At 45.0% G+C, this 14,040-nt stretch carries 16 protein-coding genes; 4 read left to right on the forward strand and 12 right to left on the reverse strand.

All coding sequences use genetic code 11. The annotated features are described in order from the left end of the window. Positions 1-23 precede the first annotated feature (23 nt). Together D7V92_RS03240 and D7V92_RS03245 are read right to left on the reverse strand one after the other, a co-directional pair. Positions 24-1,511, reverse strand: a complete 1,488-nt coding sequence (locus D7V92_RS03240) for a hypothetical protein (protein ID WP_005864361.1) — start codon at positions 1,509-1,511, stop codon at positions 24-26. Positions 1,512-1,661: 150 nt separating this feature from the next. Then, positions 1,662-3,119: an aminoacyl-histidine dipeptidase gene (locus D7V92_RS03245; protein WP_121772262.1), complete on the reverse strand. Its 1,458-nt coding sequence runs from the start codon at positions 3,117-3,119 to the stop codon at positions 1,662-1,664. Positions 3,120-3,266: 147 nt separating this feature from the next. Here D7V92_RS03245 and D7V92_RS03250 point away from each other — a divergent pair, with 147 nt between their 5' ends. Both D7V92_RS03250 and D7V92_RS03255 read left to right on the forward strand, forming a co-directional pair. Beyond that, positions 3,267-3,485 (forward strand): hypothetical protein, encoded by a 219-nt coding sequence (locus D7V92_RS03250; RefSeq protein ID WP_036631282.1) that lies wholly within the window; start codon positions 3,267-3,269, stop codon positions 3,483-3,485. 25 nt (positions 3,486-3,510) lie between these two features. Continuing rightward, positions 3,511-4,116, forward strand: a complete 606-nt coding sequence (locus tag D7V92_RS03255) for an OmpH family outer membrane protein (RefSeq protein WP_005854413.1) — start codon at positions 3,511-3,513, stop codon at positions 4,114-4,116. Positions 4,117-4,298: 182 nt separating this feature from the next. On the opposite strand, the gene D7V92_RS03260 is transcribed toward D7V92_RS03255, so the two are convergent. Then, positions 4,299-4,622, reverse strand: a complete 324-nt coding sequence (locus D7V92_RS03260; protein ID WP_036613279.1) for a hypothetical protein — start codon at positions 4,620-4,622, stop codon at positions 4,299-4,301. Then, positions 4,623-4,928, reverse strand: a complete 306-nt coding sequence (locus D7V92_RS03265; RefSeq protein ID WP_005854418.1) for a septum formation initiator family protein — start codon at positions 4,926-4,928, stop codon at positions 4,623-4,625. It abuts the gene before it with no gap. A gap of 69 nt (positions 4,929-4,997) precedes the next feature. Here D7V92_RS03265 and D7V92_RS03270 point away from each other — a divergent pair, with 69 nt between their 5' ends. Next, on the forward strand, positions 4,998-6,758 hold the full coding sequence (locus D7V92_RS03270; RefSeq protein WP_121772263.1) for a DNA polymerase III subunit gamma/tau: 1,761 nt from the start codon (positions 4,998-5,000) through the stop codon (positions 6,756-6,758). Positions 6,759-6,804: 46 nt separating this feature from the next. Here the strand turns inward: D7V92_RS03270 and aldA are convergent, their stop codons facing one another. The 4 genes from aldA to D7V92_RS03290 all read right to left on the reverse strand — a co-directional run bounded on the left by aldA (position 6,805) and on the right by D7V92_RS03290 (position 10,060). Then, on the reverse strand, positions 6,805-8,241 hold the full coding sequence (gene aldA, locus D7V92_RS03275; protein ID WP_036631286.1) for an aldehyde dehydrogenase: 1,437 nt from the start codon (positions 8,239-8,241) through the stop codon (positions 6,805-6,807). Positions 8,242-8,431: 190 nt separating this feature from the next. Then, entirely contained in the window at positions 8,432-9,271 is an 840-nt protein-coding gene (gene nadC / locus D7V92_RS03280; protein ID WP_121772264.1) for a carboxylating nicotinate-nucleotide diphosphorylase, read from the reverse strand. 3 nt (positions 9,272-9,274) lie between these two features. Further along, the gene (locus D7V92_RS03285) at positions 9,275-9,646 is read right to left on the reverse strand and encodes a DUF4783 domain-containing protein (protein ID WP_008780051.1); all 372 of its coding nucleotides are present in this window, start codon (positions 9,644-9,646) and stop codon (positions 9,275-9,277) included. Positions 9,647-9,799: 153 nt separating this feature from the next. Further along, positions 9,800-10,060, reverse strand: coding sequence for a hypothetical protein (locus D7V92_RS03290; RefSeq protein ID WP_036613269.1), 261 nt, complete (start codon positions 10,058-10,060; stop codon positions 9,800-9,802). A gap of 77 nt (positions 10,061-10,137) precedes the next feature. On the opposite strand from D7V92_RS03290, the gene rlmH reads away from it, so the two are divergent. Next, positions 10,138-10,611, forward strand: a complete 474-nt coding sequence (rlmH, locus tag D7V92_RS03295) for a 23S rRNA (pseudouridine(1915)-N(3))-methyltransferase RlmH (protein WP_036613267.1) — start codon at positions 10,138-10,140, stop codon at positions 10,609-10,611. A 106-nt stretch (positions 10,612-10,717) separates the two neighbouring features. Here rlmH and D7V92_RS03300 read toward each other — a convergent pair whose 3' ends face one another. The 4 genes from D7V92_RS03300 to D7V92_RS03315 form a co-directional block, all read right to left on the reverse strand. After that, a complete protein-coding gene (locus D7V92_RS03300) occupies positions 10,718-11,038 on the reverse strand; it encodes a multidrug efflux SMR transporter (protein ID WP_005854432.1) in 321 nt (106 codons plus the stop codon). A 12-nt stretch (positions 11,039-11,050) separates the two neighbouring features. Continuing rightward, entirely contained in the window at positions 11,051-12,127 is a 1,077-nt protein-coding gene (gene aroC / locus D7V92_RS03305) for a chorismate synthase (RefSeq protein ID WP_022192777.1), read from the reverse strand. Between the two features lie 103 nt (positions 12,128-12,230). Further along, on the reverse strand, positions 12,231-12,806 hold the full coding sequence (locus D7V92_RS03310) for a peptidylprolyl isomerase (protein WP_005854436.1): 576 nt from the start codon (positions 12,804-12,806) through the stop codon (positions 12,231-12,233). 48 nt (positions 12,807-12,854) lie between these two features. Then, positions 12,855-14,030: a MalY/PatB family protein gene (locus D7V92_RS03315; RefSeq protein ID WP_121772265.1), complete on the reverse strand. Its 1,176-nt coding sequence runs from the start codon at positions 14,028-14,030 to the stop codon at positions 12,855-12,857. Between the last annotated feature and the right edge of the window lie 10 nt (positions 14,031-14,040).

Here is a 14,040-nt window from a genome sequence, read left to right on the forward strand (position 1 = left end):
AATTGTTAATATGTAATGTATTCTTATTCGTTTGAATCTTCGGTCTCTTCCTGAACAAACTCGTAGGCTCCTATGGTCGGGCCGTTTGAACTGGTTAGCCGGTTGACACCGTAACGATCGATCGGATAATTCTTCGTTATCTCGGGATCTGCTTTTCCGACTCCGGTAGTCGATACGGAATCTGGCCGGAAATCATAGGTGTATTTATTTTGCTTGCCTCCTACTTTCCGATAGGAAGGAGTCTTTTTGATGAACAAGACCTCCTTGAAGTGATCGCTGGAGGATTCTTTGGCCTTAAGCGCACAGTGATTGAACCGATAATCGAAATCTGTACTGCCATCTGCTTTTAATTCGACATCGTAACTTCCATCGATAGTGCAATTGTCAAAATAAGCTTGCGTGATAGGATACGGGCCATTTCCGTCTACTGTTACGTTATTGAGCAAGTACAGGCATTTACTATCTAAAGGAACAGTCTCGCTGGCCATTTCCCTTTTGGTTAAACTCATGTAATTAGCCATCGTACAGTGAGCGAAGTAATATTTACCACCGACTAAAGTGAGTACACTTCCTCCGGCATTGCTGAATTCCGTATTTGTAGCGATAACATCACAATTGATGGCGAAGAATAGATCGCTCCCCATATTCGTGATCTGTGAGTTATTTATCTTGATCTTTGGCCGGTCCGGGGTGGAAGGCTCGCAATATACACCGGAGGTACCATTACGTACGATTACATTATCCCAGACATTCCCGTAGCTATCCGCCTTAAAGGTAATGCCTCCCCATTGTCCGGGAGTCCGGTCATACGGTAATATATCATTTAGTATATAATCCAAACGGTCGCCTCGGAAAGTGATAGGCTCATCCAAGGTGCCTAAAGCGTTCATGGAGCCGTGAACGATCAGGCTCGCTTTATCATGCATATAGAAAGTAGCCCCCTTCTCAATATTCAATGAAACCCCTTTAGCGATAACCAAACTATCGTAGATCAAATAAGGACGATTGGCCGTGAGGATAGAATCTTTTGTAATCGTAACACCGCCTTTGTAAAGATTAACATCCTGCCCATAGGCTTCCAATAATACGGATTGACGGATGCCATTCACGGTGAAAAGTACGGAATCCTGTATCAACAGAGGTTGATTACCCCCATTCGGATCGACCGTTACTTCCACGAATACATACATGCTGTCGTTGGCGAGTATCCCTACATTATTAAATGAGCTACCTTTGCGTCCATCCACATTCATGCGGAAGCCGGTTGCCTCTCCACTGGCCAGCATGATGGACTCAATGCTCAGAGGTTCACTATTTTTATTGTAGATCATAAATTGACGAGTGGTAGAACCGATCGTACTGAAGATCGTGTCAAAAGCGAGCGTGTCTGTCGAGAAGCTTAGCCGGTAAGTCGGGTTGGTGGAATAATGATCATCCAAACCGTCGCATGCCGGAAGCATGTTCAACAGAAGCGTCGCGAGTATAAATAGCGTTATCGTTAATCTTTTCATTTTCGTAAATGTTAACTGTAAATATCTTGTGTTCTTGTTTCAATAGATAAACAAAATTATCATAAAAAAGTTGCAAGACATTAACATAAAAAAAGAGGATAGACACGGTTATCGTGTCTTTCCTCTTCCTATAACGCAAAAAACGTTGGTTTATTTTGCGGGGATGCTCTTTAATAATTCAAGAAGGTGGCTCCACCATAAACCGACCGTAGCGATCTCGATACGCTCGTTGGGTGAATGTACGTCACGCAAAGTAGGCCCGAAAGAGATCATATCCAGTTTCGGATATTTTTCCAAGAACAAACCGCACTCTAATCCGGCGTGGATGGCCATGATCTTGGCGTCTTTGTTGAATAGGCGTTTGTAAGTCTCCTGTGCGATCTTCAAGATCTTAGAGTCGGGGTTCGGGGCCCATCCCGGATAGCCGTCGCCATGTTTTACATCTGCTCCAGCCAATAGGAACGTGGAGGCTACCGTATTGGCGATAGCGATCTTGCATGATTCGATAGAGCTACGTTGGCTGGTACCGACCAAGATCGTATTGCCTTCTTTCATCTTTACGGAAGCAAGGTTGGTAGAAGTCTCTACCAAGCCTTCTATATCGTGGCTCATACCGATTACGCCGTGCGGACAAGCGTGCAAGGCGTAGATTAATTTCTCGGCGGTGGCATTGTCTATATGGTACTCCGGACGATCCGTGGACTCCATCGCTAACTGAACGTTCGGATCTACATGTTTCAACTCATTTTCAACGTCGGCGGCGAAATGGTTCAGCAAGATACGTACATCCTCCTTATTTTCCGGATGCAAGCCGATCACGGCGTGTGCCTCGCGAGCGATTGCGTTACGTAAGTTTCCTCCATCGATAGAGCAAAGAACGAAATCATATTTCTTTTTCAATAAGAATAAGAAACGAACCAAGATCTTGTTGGCATTGCCTAATCCTTTGTGGATCTCGCCACCGGAGTGACCGCCATTCAACCCTTTCACGTCGATACGGAAATACTGCATCTTATCGGACGTAGGAACTGGCTCGTAATGGAAAGTCGCTTGCGTGTCTTTACCTCCGGCGCAACCCATAAAGATCTCTCCCTCGTCCTCGCTATCGAGATTTAACAAGATATCTCCGGTCATGAAACCTTCTTTCAAGGCTTTCGCTCCGGTCAAACCTGTTTCTTCGTCTACCGTGAACAAACATTCGATCGGACCGTGTTGGATATCATCTGAGGCAAGCAAAGCCAACTCGGCCGCTACACCGATACCATTATCGGCTCCCAAAGTAGTGCCGTTGGCACGCAGCCATTCGCCGTCGACGATCGTCTCGATCGGATCATTGTCGAAATCGTGTTTCGTACCGTTATTTTTCTCGCAAACCATATCCATGTGAGACTGCAATACGACTACCGGACGATCCTCCATTCCCGGAGTGGCAGGCTTTGACATTAAAAGGTTGCCGGCTTCATCTTTCTTGATAGCTATTTTGTACTCTTTCGCGAATGATTCTAGGAATTCAATCATTTTGCCTTCCTTTTTTGAGGGGCGAGGCACTTGGGTTACTTGATGGAAGAACTTCCATACGATAGTAGGCTTTAAATCAGTAATCTTCATAATGTTACAATGTATTATAGATGTTACTCTAAAGTTAATAAAACCGCAACTGAAAGAGCTTAGTTCGAAAAAAAGTAGAATAAAATGCCAAAAAGACACTTAGTAATCACTTAAACTCTTATATTTGCGTCCACAAATATAGAGAAAATGCTTACAACGTTATTATTTACGGTCATAATTCTTGTTATCAGCGTCGTGTTGCTATCGATAAAAGTGCTGTTGAAAAAGGGAGGAAGGTTCCCGAATACGCATATCGAAGGAAACAAGGCGTTGGGTAAGAAAGGTATATTTTGCGCGAAGACCATGGATCGTATGGCGGTTAAGCAAAAGGGGCTCTATGACATCATGAACGAAATAAAAGAATAAAAAAATAAGATTTAAATTGCACTTTATGAAGAACATTAACTACGTTATTAACGGTGTGCTAGCGGTGGCTGTCGTAATCTTGTATATTATGCAATTTTCCGGCAAGAAAGAATCAAGCGTAACAAGAACATTTGCGTCAGCGGGAGACACAACGGCCTTACTTCCGATCGCTTATGTAAATGTGGATTCCCTGTTACTTAATTACAATTATTCCAAGGATCTGAACGAGATCATCTTGAAGAAACAAGAGAATTCCCGTGCTAACATCACCCAGAAAGCCCGTAGTTTACAAGGCGAGATGCAAGATTTCCAGCGTAAGGTAGAAAATAACGCTTTCCTTACCCGTGAGAGGGCGGAGCAAGAGCAACAACGTTTATTGAATAAGCAACAAGAGTTGCAGAACTTAGATAACCAATTGGCTCAAGAGTTGATGCAAGAGCAGCAGAAGTTGAACGAGCAATTACGCGATACGGTTGTTTCTCAATTGAAGGCTTTCAATCTGGGTAGGGGCTATCAAGTGGTATTCAGCAATACGGTAGGAGATAATATCCTTTTGGCTGGCGATTCCTATGATATCACAGGCGAATTGCTGGAATACTTGAATAAGAATTATTCCTCTCCGGCCAAGTAAGCTATTAATAGAATTTATAAAAGAAAGGGTGTATCAAAGGAACGTTTGATACACCCTTTTTTAACGGTACTTACCGGGGATTTTATAGAAGATATACTGTATCTGCAAAGTAATATATACTGCGTTGGCTTGGTCAGTATATATTCATCGGTCGGATCAGTAGCGCTGCGTTTTGCGGCCAATTACTCTTTAGGAGTAACGAAAGCGGTATATACTTGTAAGATAGCGGCTACGCTCAAGCAAAGGATCCACTCGGTACGGTTGTTGAACATAAAGCCGGAAGATACGATCATTAGAAGTCCGGCGAATACGTTGAAACGGTGGAGCCGACGGCGACGAAAGTCCAAGTCCTTAACCGGAAGGGTCAGATAGCAAACGGCTATACCCGCCGCACCGACAGCGAATAAATAAGGGGCGACAGCCCAATGAGTAAGAAACAATACGGCACCGGCTAATACGAGTAATCCCGCTACGCCGAAAATAATCGATCTGATTTGTTGATTCATTTATTTGTCCTTGATAATAAAAACATCCTCGTTCGACCTTTTCATAAAATACTCTTCACGGGCGAAACGTTCCAGTCCCTCCTTGTCCGTATGCAGGTCGTTTAATTTCTTGCTGTTGATTTCGATCTCCTTTTGGTAATGTTTGATCTCTTTCTCCAAGCCGCGTATTTTCTCGTCGTACGTATAGCGTTTATACAGGCTGCTATCGCCCACCGTAAAGGTGACGATAAGGAACACGATGGTAACCAACCAATAAGCGTTGATCCACGATAGATACTTTATGTAAAACTCTTTTATGCGTGACATCGAAACATCGTTTTCGCAAAGATAATGAATTATTTTGTTTATCTTTGTCTTATCAATAAAAAGCAGAGAATGGATAATTATATTGTATCGGCAAGAAAATATCGCCCGTCCACTTTCCGGAGTGTAGTAGGGCAGAAGTCTCTTACCACTACGCTGAAAAACGCGATACAAAGTAACAAATTAGCGCATGCTTATCTGTTTTGCGGTCCTCGTGGAGTAGGAAAGACCTCGTGTGCCCGTATCTTTGCGAAAACGATCAATTGCTTGAATCCGACGGCGGATGGCGAGGCTTGCAATGCGTGCGAGTCGTGCCGGGCTTTCAATGAGCAGCGTTCTTACAATATCCATGAACTGGATGCCGCCTCGAATAACTCGGTGGACGATATCCGTACCTTGATCGACCAAGTGCGTATCCCGCCTCCAATCGGTAAATACAAAGTCTTCATTATTGACGAGGTCCATATGCTGACAACCGCCGCTTTCAACGCATTCTTGAAGACATTGGAGGAACCTCCGCATCATGCTCTCTTTATCTTGGCTACGACCGAGAAGCACAAGGTGCTTCCCACGATCCTTTCCCGTTGTCAGATCTATGATTTCTCCCGTATATCCATCGCCGACATGGTGGAGCATTTGCAATATGTCTCTTCGCAAGAGGGGGTAACAGCGGAACCGGAAGCCTTGAACGTGATCGCTCAGAAGGCGGATGGAGGTATGCGCGACGCTTTGTCTATCTTTGACCAAGTGGTAAGTTTCACGAATGGCAATATCACGTATCAAGCGGTTATCGATAACTTGAACGTGCTGGATTATGAGTATTATTTTCGTCTGACGGATGCGATCTTATCTAGCAATGTGCGGGCATCTTTATTGATCTTGAACGAGATATTAGGCAAAGGATTCGACGGGCAGAATATCATAACCGGTTTGGCCGGGCATTTCCGGGATTTATTGGTATGCCGGGATGAGTCCACCTTGGTGCTATTCGAGGTGGGGGCTTCTATACGTGAACGATATAAGGAGATGGCGAAACATTGTCCGGATCAACTTCTGTTCAAGGCGATAGAGCTAGCGAATACGTGCGATTTGAATTATCGTGCCAGCCGCAATAAGCGTCTTTTATTGGAATTGACGTTGATTCAGCTCTGTCAATTAACACAGGTAGCCGCCGACGATAAAAAAAAAGCGCTGATTGAGCCGATCGCCGGGACGAATCCAGCTTCTCAAGCGGTGAATAGCGGGAAGCCTCAACAGCCGCCTCAAGCTCCTTCAGTTACGGCAGCGGCCGGTGCTCCACAAGTTATGAGTACGCACATGCCGAGCTCGGTTCCTGCGCCACCTCCGTCTACAGCGCCTAATCCGGTTCGTAGAACGGCTCGTCCGATGGGAATCTCCATGAAGGAGATCGGAGTGGAGAAGCCTAAGCAACAAACCGTTCAACAAGCGACAACGAACGTAAAGGAGGTAGTAACTCCCTTTGACAATGATTCCTTGGTTCGTGAATGGGATAATTACGCCGCAACGATTGACAAGAAAGTGTATCTTAAGAATACGATGATCAATTGCAAGCCTACCTTGCAAGAGAATTATTATTTTGAGGTAGCTGTACATAACCCGGGGCAGCAAGAGGAATTGATCAATAATGCGATCCATATCCTGCCATTTCTCCGCCAGCATCTTACTAATAGCCGTATCCAGATGCGTGTCCGGATCGTAGAGGGAAATGAGAAGCATTTGGCTTATACATCCACGGAGAAGCTAGAGTTGCTGATGAAGATAAATCCTACCTTGGGTCGTTTGAGGGATGAATTTAATTTGACGTTAGATTAAGTAGATATGCTAAAGATCCCAAGAAGAGGGATCTTTAGTCTTATTTTTATTCCTTTGTCTCAAGATAAACCACTTGAGTTTGCAAATACTCCTCAAGTCCATGTTTTCCATCTGCGCCACCGATTCCGGATTTACGCCATCCCGCGTGGAAGCCTTGCATAGCCTCAAAATTCTCACGGTTAATATAAGTCTCCCCGAATTTTAAGGAACGCATTACCTTGAATGCATTATCCAAGTTTTGTGTATATACGGAAGATGTCAATCCATATTCGCAATCATTCGCCCATGCGATAGCGTCGTTGATATCTGAATATTCGACAACCGGCAGTATGGGGCCAAAAGTCTCTTCTTGTATGATATCCATTTTCTGTGTAACACAATCCAAAACGGTCGGTTCGAAGAAATATCCTTTTGTACCGATCCTATGGCCACCACACAGTAGCCTAGCACCTTGCTGGATCGCTCTCTCTACTTTTTTCTCCATAGACTCCAATGCGCTGGCTTCAATAAGCGGTCCCATATCCAGATCCGCGACCTCATTGGGGTTTCCTACTTTTACCTGCTTCATGCCGGCGACTAGTTTTTCCATGAAGGTCTCTTTTATCGCTTTGTCTACATAAACCCGTTCGGCACAATTACATACCTGTCCGGTATTGATCACACGAGAGGCAATAATAGACTTAACAGCAAGATCGATATCTGCGTCCTTCATCACGATAGCCGGGGCTTTACCTCCTAACTCCAGAGAAACTTTCGTGATATTAGGAGCGGCAGCTGCCATGGTTTGTTGTCCGGCTCCCACGCTTCCTGTCAGACTAACCATACCTACTTTCGGATTCGCCGCGAGTTCATGCCCAATCACGCTACCCCGTCCATTTACCAGATTGAAAACACCGGCAGGCAAACCTGCCTCCTCCACGATCTGTGCGAATACGTATGCGTTCTCTGGCGTAAGCTGGCTAGGTTTTATCACGATCGTATTTCCGGTGATCAAGGCCGGAGCGGCTTTACGAGCGACTAGAAAGAATGGGAAATTCCAAGGTAGGATACCTGTCGTTACTCCAATCGGTCTCTTAAATAAGAAAATGCTTTCATGAGGGCGGTCACTGGGAATGATTTCCCCTTCGTACCGACGGGCCCAGCCTGCCATGTAATCCATATAATCTGCGGTAAAAAGAACTTCAACATTGGCGAGTCCTTGGGTTTTGCCTCCTTCACGGACGATGATGTCGGTCAGTTCCTTCTCTCTCTTACGGATGCCTGTCGCTATCTTTGTCAGATAAGCAGCCCTTTCTATAGAGGGTGTTCTTTCCCATTGATTCTGCGCTTTCTCTGCGGCATCGATCGCTTTTCTGGCATTTTCAACCGTCCCGTCGGGCATCAGTGAAATAACCTCTTCGGTAGAAGGATTCAATACCTTGATCCATTTCCCAGACTCATTCTCAATGAATCTGCCATCTATAAACATTTTCAATTCTTTCATGATACTATTTTTAGGTTGAATAATTTGTTCTTAAAAGTACGGGAAAGGAAGGAATGGCAATGTTTTAAAAATGATAATAGTTCTATCAGAAATGATAGTGAATCAAGATAATAGGGTAGATATAGGAAAAACAGCCTCAAGAAGTTGATCTTCTCAAGGCTGTTTTTTTATAGAATGATCGTTTTTCGTTTTAGCAGGCTTTGAAGCTCATATCCAAGCTCTTCACGGAGTGAGTCAAAGCCCCTACGGAGATGAAGTCTACGCCACATTCCGCGTAATCACGTAATGTGTCGAACGTGATACCACCGGAAGACTCTACCTCGAAACGTCCGTTGATGCGGCGAACCGCTTCTTTTGTATTCTTGATATTGAAATTATCCAACATGATACGATCGATACCGCCTACTTTCATGGCTTGTTCCAACTCGTCGAAGTTACGAACCTCGATCTCGATCTTCAGGCTCTTTCCTTTCTCTTTCAGATAGTTTTGCGCATGTGTGATCGCCTGCTCGATGCCTCCGGCGAAATCCACATGATTATCTTTCAATAAGATCATATCGAACAAACCGATGCGATGGTTCATGCCGCCACCGATACGTACGGCCTCTTTCTCGATCATACGCATACCGGGAGTTGTCTTGCGAGTATCTAGAACGTGTGTCTTGGTGCCTTCTAACGCCTTGGCGTATTTACGAGTCGTAGTAGCGATACCGCTCATGCGTTGCATAACGTTCAGCATCAACCGCTCGGTCTGCAATAAGGATTGGATCTTACCTTCCACCACGAACGCTATATCCCCTTTTTTCACTTCGGCTCCGTCTTGTATAAAGACCGTCATTTTCAGTTCCGGATCGAAGTCGTGGAAGATACGTTTAGCCATTTCCACGCCGGCCAATACGCCATCTTCCTTGATGATCAGCTGGCTTTTCCCCATCGCAGTCTCGGGGATGCAACATAAGGTGGTATGATCACCATCGCCAATATCCTCGGCAAACGCTAATTTGATTAAGTCGTCAATAAGTTTGTCCATCTTTTATTCTATTCTGATTGATTGTATAATCGCTGTATTCCCTTCGGCACGGTACGTGATGTTTACACGGTACTCACCGGAAGACGTCGGAAGCTTTCCGACAAGGAAACCGCTTTCCTTTTTATCCGCATGATGTACGACCGAGAATCCGGAAGGCTTATTCGAACTGAAAAATGAGGACAACATAGAGACGGCCTCACTTCCGTTACATTTCTTAGAGGAACCGGGCAAGGCTACATCCACCACCTTATCCATAGCACCGGATAGAGAGGAGGCATTTCCTGCCTTGAAAGCATTTGATATACTGGTAATATCCGCCGCCTGCGCACATACGAATGCGAATATCAAGGCGAATGTAAGTAAGAGTCGTTTCATAAGCTTTCTTTATTTAAAATAGTTTCTTTAATTTCTTTATATCTTGTCTGCAATCAAAAATACCCACGATGTGTATATAAGGTTCGTCTATATAGTAGATGATCTTGTATACATCATCTATTAATATCCTAAAAGGATGAGCCCAGTCTGCTCTCATTTCCATTGTTGCACCATTTTCTTTACCTCATCATGGCTTCTCGTTTGGCCTTGTTGCACCTGTTTTTCGGCGGTTTCGTAGAAGGCCTCACGTTCATGAACACCCAAACTCTCCCATGTTTGCAATGGATAAACTCCTGCTTTTTTTGAAGAACAGAAGTCTTTTAATTCTTTTTTTAGGCGAGTGATAAATGATTCATCAAGATCCGCCGCTAAAAAGTCTTGTATAAATTCTAGTTTTAAGCTATCTGTTCCCATAAATATTTGGTTTCGTTTTTGCAAAGGTATGTATTTTTCTTGTAACTTAGCCTTTCTAAACCTGTAAATGTAAGTAGATGAAGATTGGACTGATTGTGATTGGTAAGACGGATGCCGGTTATTTTGTGGAGGCTATCAATGAGTATAAAAATCGCTTGACGCATTATATACCCTTTGAAATGGAAGTCATACCGGATATAAAGAACGTGAAGAACCTCTCAGAGGCGCAGCAAAAGGAGAAAGAGGGCGAATTGATTTTAAAGGCTTTGCAGCCCGGCGATTATTTGGTGTTGCTGGACGAGAAAGGGAAGGAGTTCACCTCCATGCAATTTTCTACTTATCTGGAAAAGAAAATGCATGCGGTTCCGAAACGCTTGGTATTTGTGGTGGGCGGTCCTTACGGTTTTAGTGAGGCCGTGTATAAGGCGGCATCGGAAAAGATCTCGTTGAGCAAGATGACTTTTTCCCACCAGATGATCCGATTGATCTTTATCGAGCAGATTTACCGGGCGATGACGATCTTGAATAACGAGCCTTACCATCATGAATAACCGCATCGTTTAACGCCGGTATCCGCATAGCCCTACGCCTATACTGGCGTAAGTTCACACCGATACAGCCGTGAGGCTATGCGAATACTGGTGTTTTTCTCCCGGATTAATGGACTAATTTCAGGCCGACGATCCCTATCAATATCAAGGATAAGAACAATAATCTGAATATATTTGCGGAATCATGGAAAAACAAGATTCCAAGAAGAACAGTCCCTATAGCCCCGATCCCGGTCCAGATTACATAAGCTGTACCGATCGGGATGCTTTTCTGGGCGAGATATAAGAAATAACCGCTTAAGCCCATGGATAAGATCGATAAACCTATAAACCAAATAAAATATTTGGAATGCATACTTGCTAATTTAAAGCCCAGCGGCCAGCCGATCTCGAATAATCCGGCTATAATTAACAGAATCCAAGCCATATAGAATTAGTCTTAAAAGTTTTCCCGTGTCTTCTGGATCAATAAATAATCCAATAAAGTCATGGCGGTCATAGACTCGACGATAGGTACCGCACGAGGCAATACGCATGGATCATGACGTCCGCGTGCCTTTAATATCGTATCCTCTCCCTCCATGTTAACCGTTTCTTGTTCCATCAAGATCGTAGCGACCGATTTAAAGGCTACCCGGAAATAAATATCTTGTCCGTTGGAGATCCCTCCTTGGATACCGCCGGAATTATTGGTACGAGTATTGATATGCCCGTTATCATTGAAAAAGCGATCGTTCCTTTCCGATCCGCGGAAGAAGGCGGCGTTGAATCCGTCTCCATACTCGAAGCCCTTCACGGCGTTGATCGTAAGCATCGCATGTCCCAACGCGGCATGTAACTTGCCGAACACAGGCTCTCCCAATCCGACGGGAACCCCTTTCGCCACACAGGTAATAACACCGCCGATCGTATCTCCTTTTGATTTGACCTCGGCGATCAAGGTTTCCATCTCTGAGGCGGTCTTCGGGTCCGGGCAACGTACGTCGCTCTCCTCCGTCAAGCTTAAATCATAATCTTGGTAACTACCCGCTAATTGGATCGGGCCGACCTGCGAGGTATAAGCTTGAATCTGTATGCCGTATTGCTTAAGGGCGAGTTTAGCGATGGCCCCAGCCACGCAACGAGCTATCGTTTCCCGGGCGGACGAACGTCCACCTCCACGGGGATCACGGATTCCATATTTCGTTTGATAGGTATAATCAGCATGGGAAGGACGGTAAACCGTTTTCATATTGTCATAGTCCGAGGAATGTTGGTTTTTGTTCCAGATGATGAAACCTATCGGCGTGCCGGTTGTCTTTCCCTCGTAGATACCGGAAAGAAACTGTACCTCATCATCCTCTTTACGGGGGGTCGTGATACGGGATTGTCCCGGTTTACGACGGTTCAGCTCTTGCTGGATGAATGCCGTATCTAATTCGATCCCGGCTGGGCATCCGTCGATCACGCCGCCGATACCGGGGCCGTGCGATTCGCCGAACGATGTTAATCTATAAATATTACCAAAAGTATTCACCGTTTTGTCTAATTGAAAATTGAAAACTGAAAATTGAGAATCAAAAGCCGATGATTAGGCACTTCTCCTAATTTTCAATTTTCAATTCTCAATTTCCCATTATTTAGTGGCATCCACCACAACCGCAACCACCCTCGTGGTTATCGCCACAATCGCTACCGCAATCGTCGCAACCGCAACTACATCCACCTGCGGGAGCGGAGAAGGCTGCGATCTCTTCCGCTGTCGGTTCGTGTACGTCGATTACCTCGCCGCTGAAATGCAAAGTCTCGCCAGCCAACGGATGGTTGAAGTCCATTACCACGATATCATCCTTCACTTCCAATACAGAGCCGTTCATACGGTTGCCATTAGAATCCATCATTGGGACGGTATTACCTTCCTTGATCATCTCGGCGTCGAATTTACCGTCCACCTCGAAGATATTCTTCGGAAGATCCAATACGTGCTCCTCGTTATATTCGCCATAAGCCTCGGCTGGCTCGATGGAGAAGTTGAACGTGCCACCTACTTCCAGCCCGTTCAAGGCTTTCTCGAATGCCGGAAGCATCATGCCTGTTCCGTAGATGAATTTCAAAGGAGCCTCGACCGTCGCTTTTTCCATTAACTCACGTTCTTCACCTTCGCCAACGTTCAGGTCGTATGTAACCGCAACGTATTTGTTTGCTGTAATTTTCATTTGTCTTGTATTTTAAATATGTATAGAAATGCTCGCAAAGATACGATTTTATTTCTTATCCACCGCCTTTTTAAGAGCGTTCATCGCTTTATCTAAAACAGAGCGGGGGCAACCAATGTTCAAACGCATATGGCCTTCTCCCCCGGGGCCGAAGATACTTCCGTCGTTCAGCGCTAGTCCGGCTTTGTCTTTGAACAGGTGTACGAGTTCATCTTGACTTAATTCCAGTTCCCTGCAATCCAACCAAACGAGGAAGGAGGCTTGGGGCTGGTAAACTTTTATCTTGGGGAGATGTAGTTTCATGAACTCTTCCACGAAACGTACATTCTCCATGATATACATTCGCATTTGTTGCAACCATTCGGCACCATAGGTGTAAGCGGCGGTTGTCGCCGTATAAGCGAAGATCGTGCCATCGCCAAACTCTCCGGCCTCAAGGAAAGAGTAAAATTCTTCCCGGATGCGATCATTGGGTACGATTGCGTAGGAAGTCACGATACCGGCGATATTGAACGTCTTGCTCGGTGCCATGAAAGTTACGCTGCAAGAAGCGGCAGTATCTGATACGGAGGCGAATGGATAATGCGTATACTGAGGATAGGCCATTTCCGCATGAATCTCATCGGAGATAACCAAAATATTGCGCTTGGCGCAAATCTCGGCCAATCGGACCAAGGTTTCCTTTTTCCAGACGATCCCGCCCGGATTGTGAGGGTTGCAGAGGATCAATACCTTGCATTTATCATCTATAATAGATTCAAGATGATCGAAATCCATCTCATAAACACCATCTACCATCTTTAGCGGATTATAAACGACCTCACGCTTCATTTTCTCCGGAACGATGCGGAACGGATGATAAACAGGGGGCTGGATGATGACCTTATCTCCTTTTTGCGTAAAGCATTGGATAGCGAAAGCGATTCCCTTTACGATTCCCGGGATATAGCTGATCCATTCCCGTTGTATTTTCCAGTTATGTTTGTAGTGTACCCAATTGATGATACTCTCGTAATACTCGTCGGAGCCGAATGTATAGCCGAATATCTCGTGCTCACAACGTTTCTTCAGGGCCTCTACAATAAAGTCCGGTGTGCGGAAATCCATATCCGCCACCCATAGTGGTATCAGATTCTCGTCACCGAACATCTCTTTCAAACGGTCGAATTTCACGCAACTCGTCCCATGCCGTTCGATAACTTCGTCGAAGTTGTAGTGTTTCATATTTTTATTA

It is taken from the genome of Parabacteroides sp. CH2-D42-20 (assembly GCF_003670185.1).
Classification (GTDB): Bacteria; Bacteroidota; Bacteroidia; order Bacteroidales; family Tannerellaceae; genus Parabacteroides; species Parabacteroides distasonis.

Coding starts and splice junctions, on each gene's coding strand:
- D7V92_RS03240 (WP_005864361.1), bottom strand. CDS start 1,511: ATGAAAAGATTAACGATAACGCTATTTATACTCGCGACGCTTCTGTTG.
- D7V92_RS03245 (WP_121772262.1), bottom strand. CDS start 3,119: ATGAAGATTACTGATTTAAAGCCTACTATCGTATGGAAGTTCTTCCAT.
- D7V92_RS03250 (WP_036631282.1), top strand. CDS start 3,267: ATGCTTACAACGTTATTATTTACGGTCATAATTCTTGTTATCAGCGTC.
- D7V92_RS03255 (WP_005854413.1), top strand. CDS start 3,511: ATGAAGAACATTAACTACGTTATTAACGGTGTGCTAGCGGTGGCTGTC.
- D7V92_RS03260 (WP_036613279.1), bottom strand. CDS start 4,622: ATGAATCAACAAATCAGATCGATTATTTTCGGCGTAGCGGGATTACTC.
- D7V92_RS03265 (WP_005854418.1), bottom strand. CDS start 4,928: ATGTCACGCATAAAAGAGTTTTACATAAAGTATCTATCGTGGATCAAC.
- D7V92_RS03270 (WP_121772263.1), top strand. CDS start 4,998: ATGGATAATTATATTGTATCGGCAAGAAAATATCGCCCGTCCACTTTC.
- aldA (WP_036631286.1), bottom strand. CDS start 8,241: ATGAAAGAATTGAAAATGTTTATAGATGGCAGATTCATTGAGAATGAG.
- nadC (WP_121772264.1), bottom strand. CDS start 9,271: ATGGACAAACTTATTGACGACTTAATCAAATTAGCGTTTGCCGAGGAT.
- D7V92_RS03285 (WP_008780051.1), bottom strand. CDS start 9,646: ATGAAACGACTCTTACTTACATTCGCCTTGATATTCGCATTCGTATGT.
- D7V92_RS03290 (WP_036613269.1), bottom strand. CDS start 10,060: ATGGGAACAGATAGCTTAAAACTAGAATTTATACAAGACTTTTTAGCG.
- rlmH (WP_036613267.1), top strand. CDS start 10,138: ATGAAGATTGGACTGATTGTGATTGGTAAGACGGATGCCGGTTATTTT.
- D7V92_RS03300 (WP_005854432.1), bottom strand. CDS start 11,038: ATGGCTTGGATTCTGTTAATTATAGCCGGATTATTCGAGATCGGCTGG.
- D7V92_RS03310 (WP_005854436.1), bottom strand. CDS start 12,806: ATGAAAATTACAGCAAACAAATACGTTGCGGTTACATACGACCTGAAC.
- D7V92_RS03315 (WP_121772265.1), bottom strand. CDS start 14,030: ATGAAACACTACAACTTCGACGAAGTTATCGAACGGCATGGGACGAGT.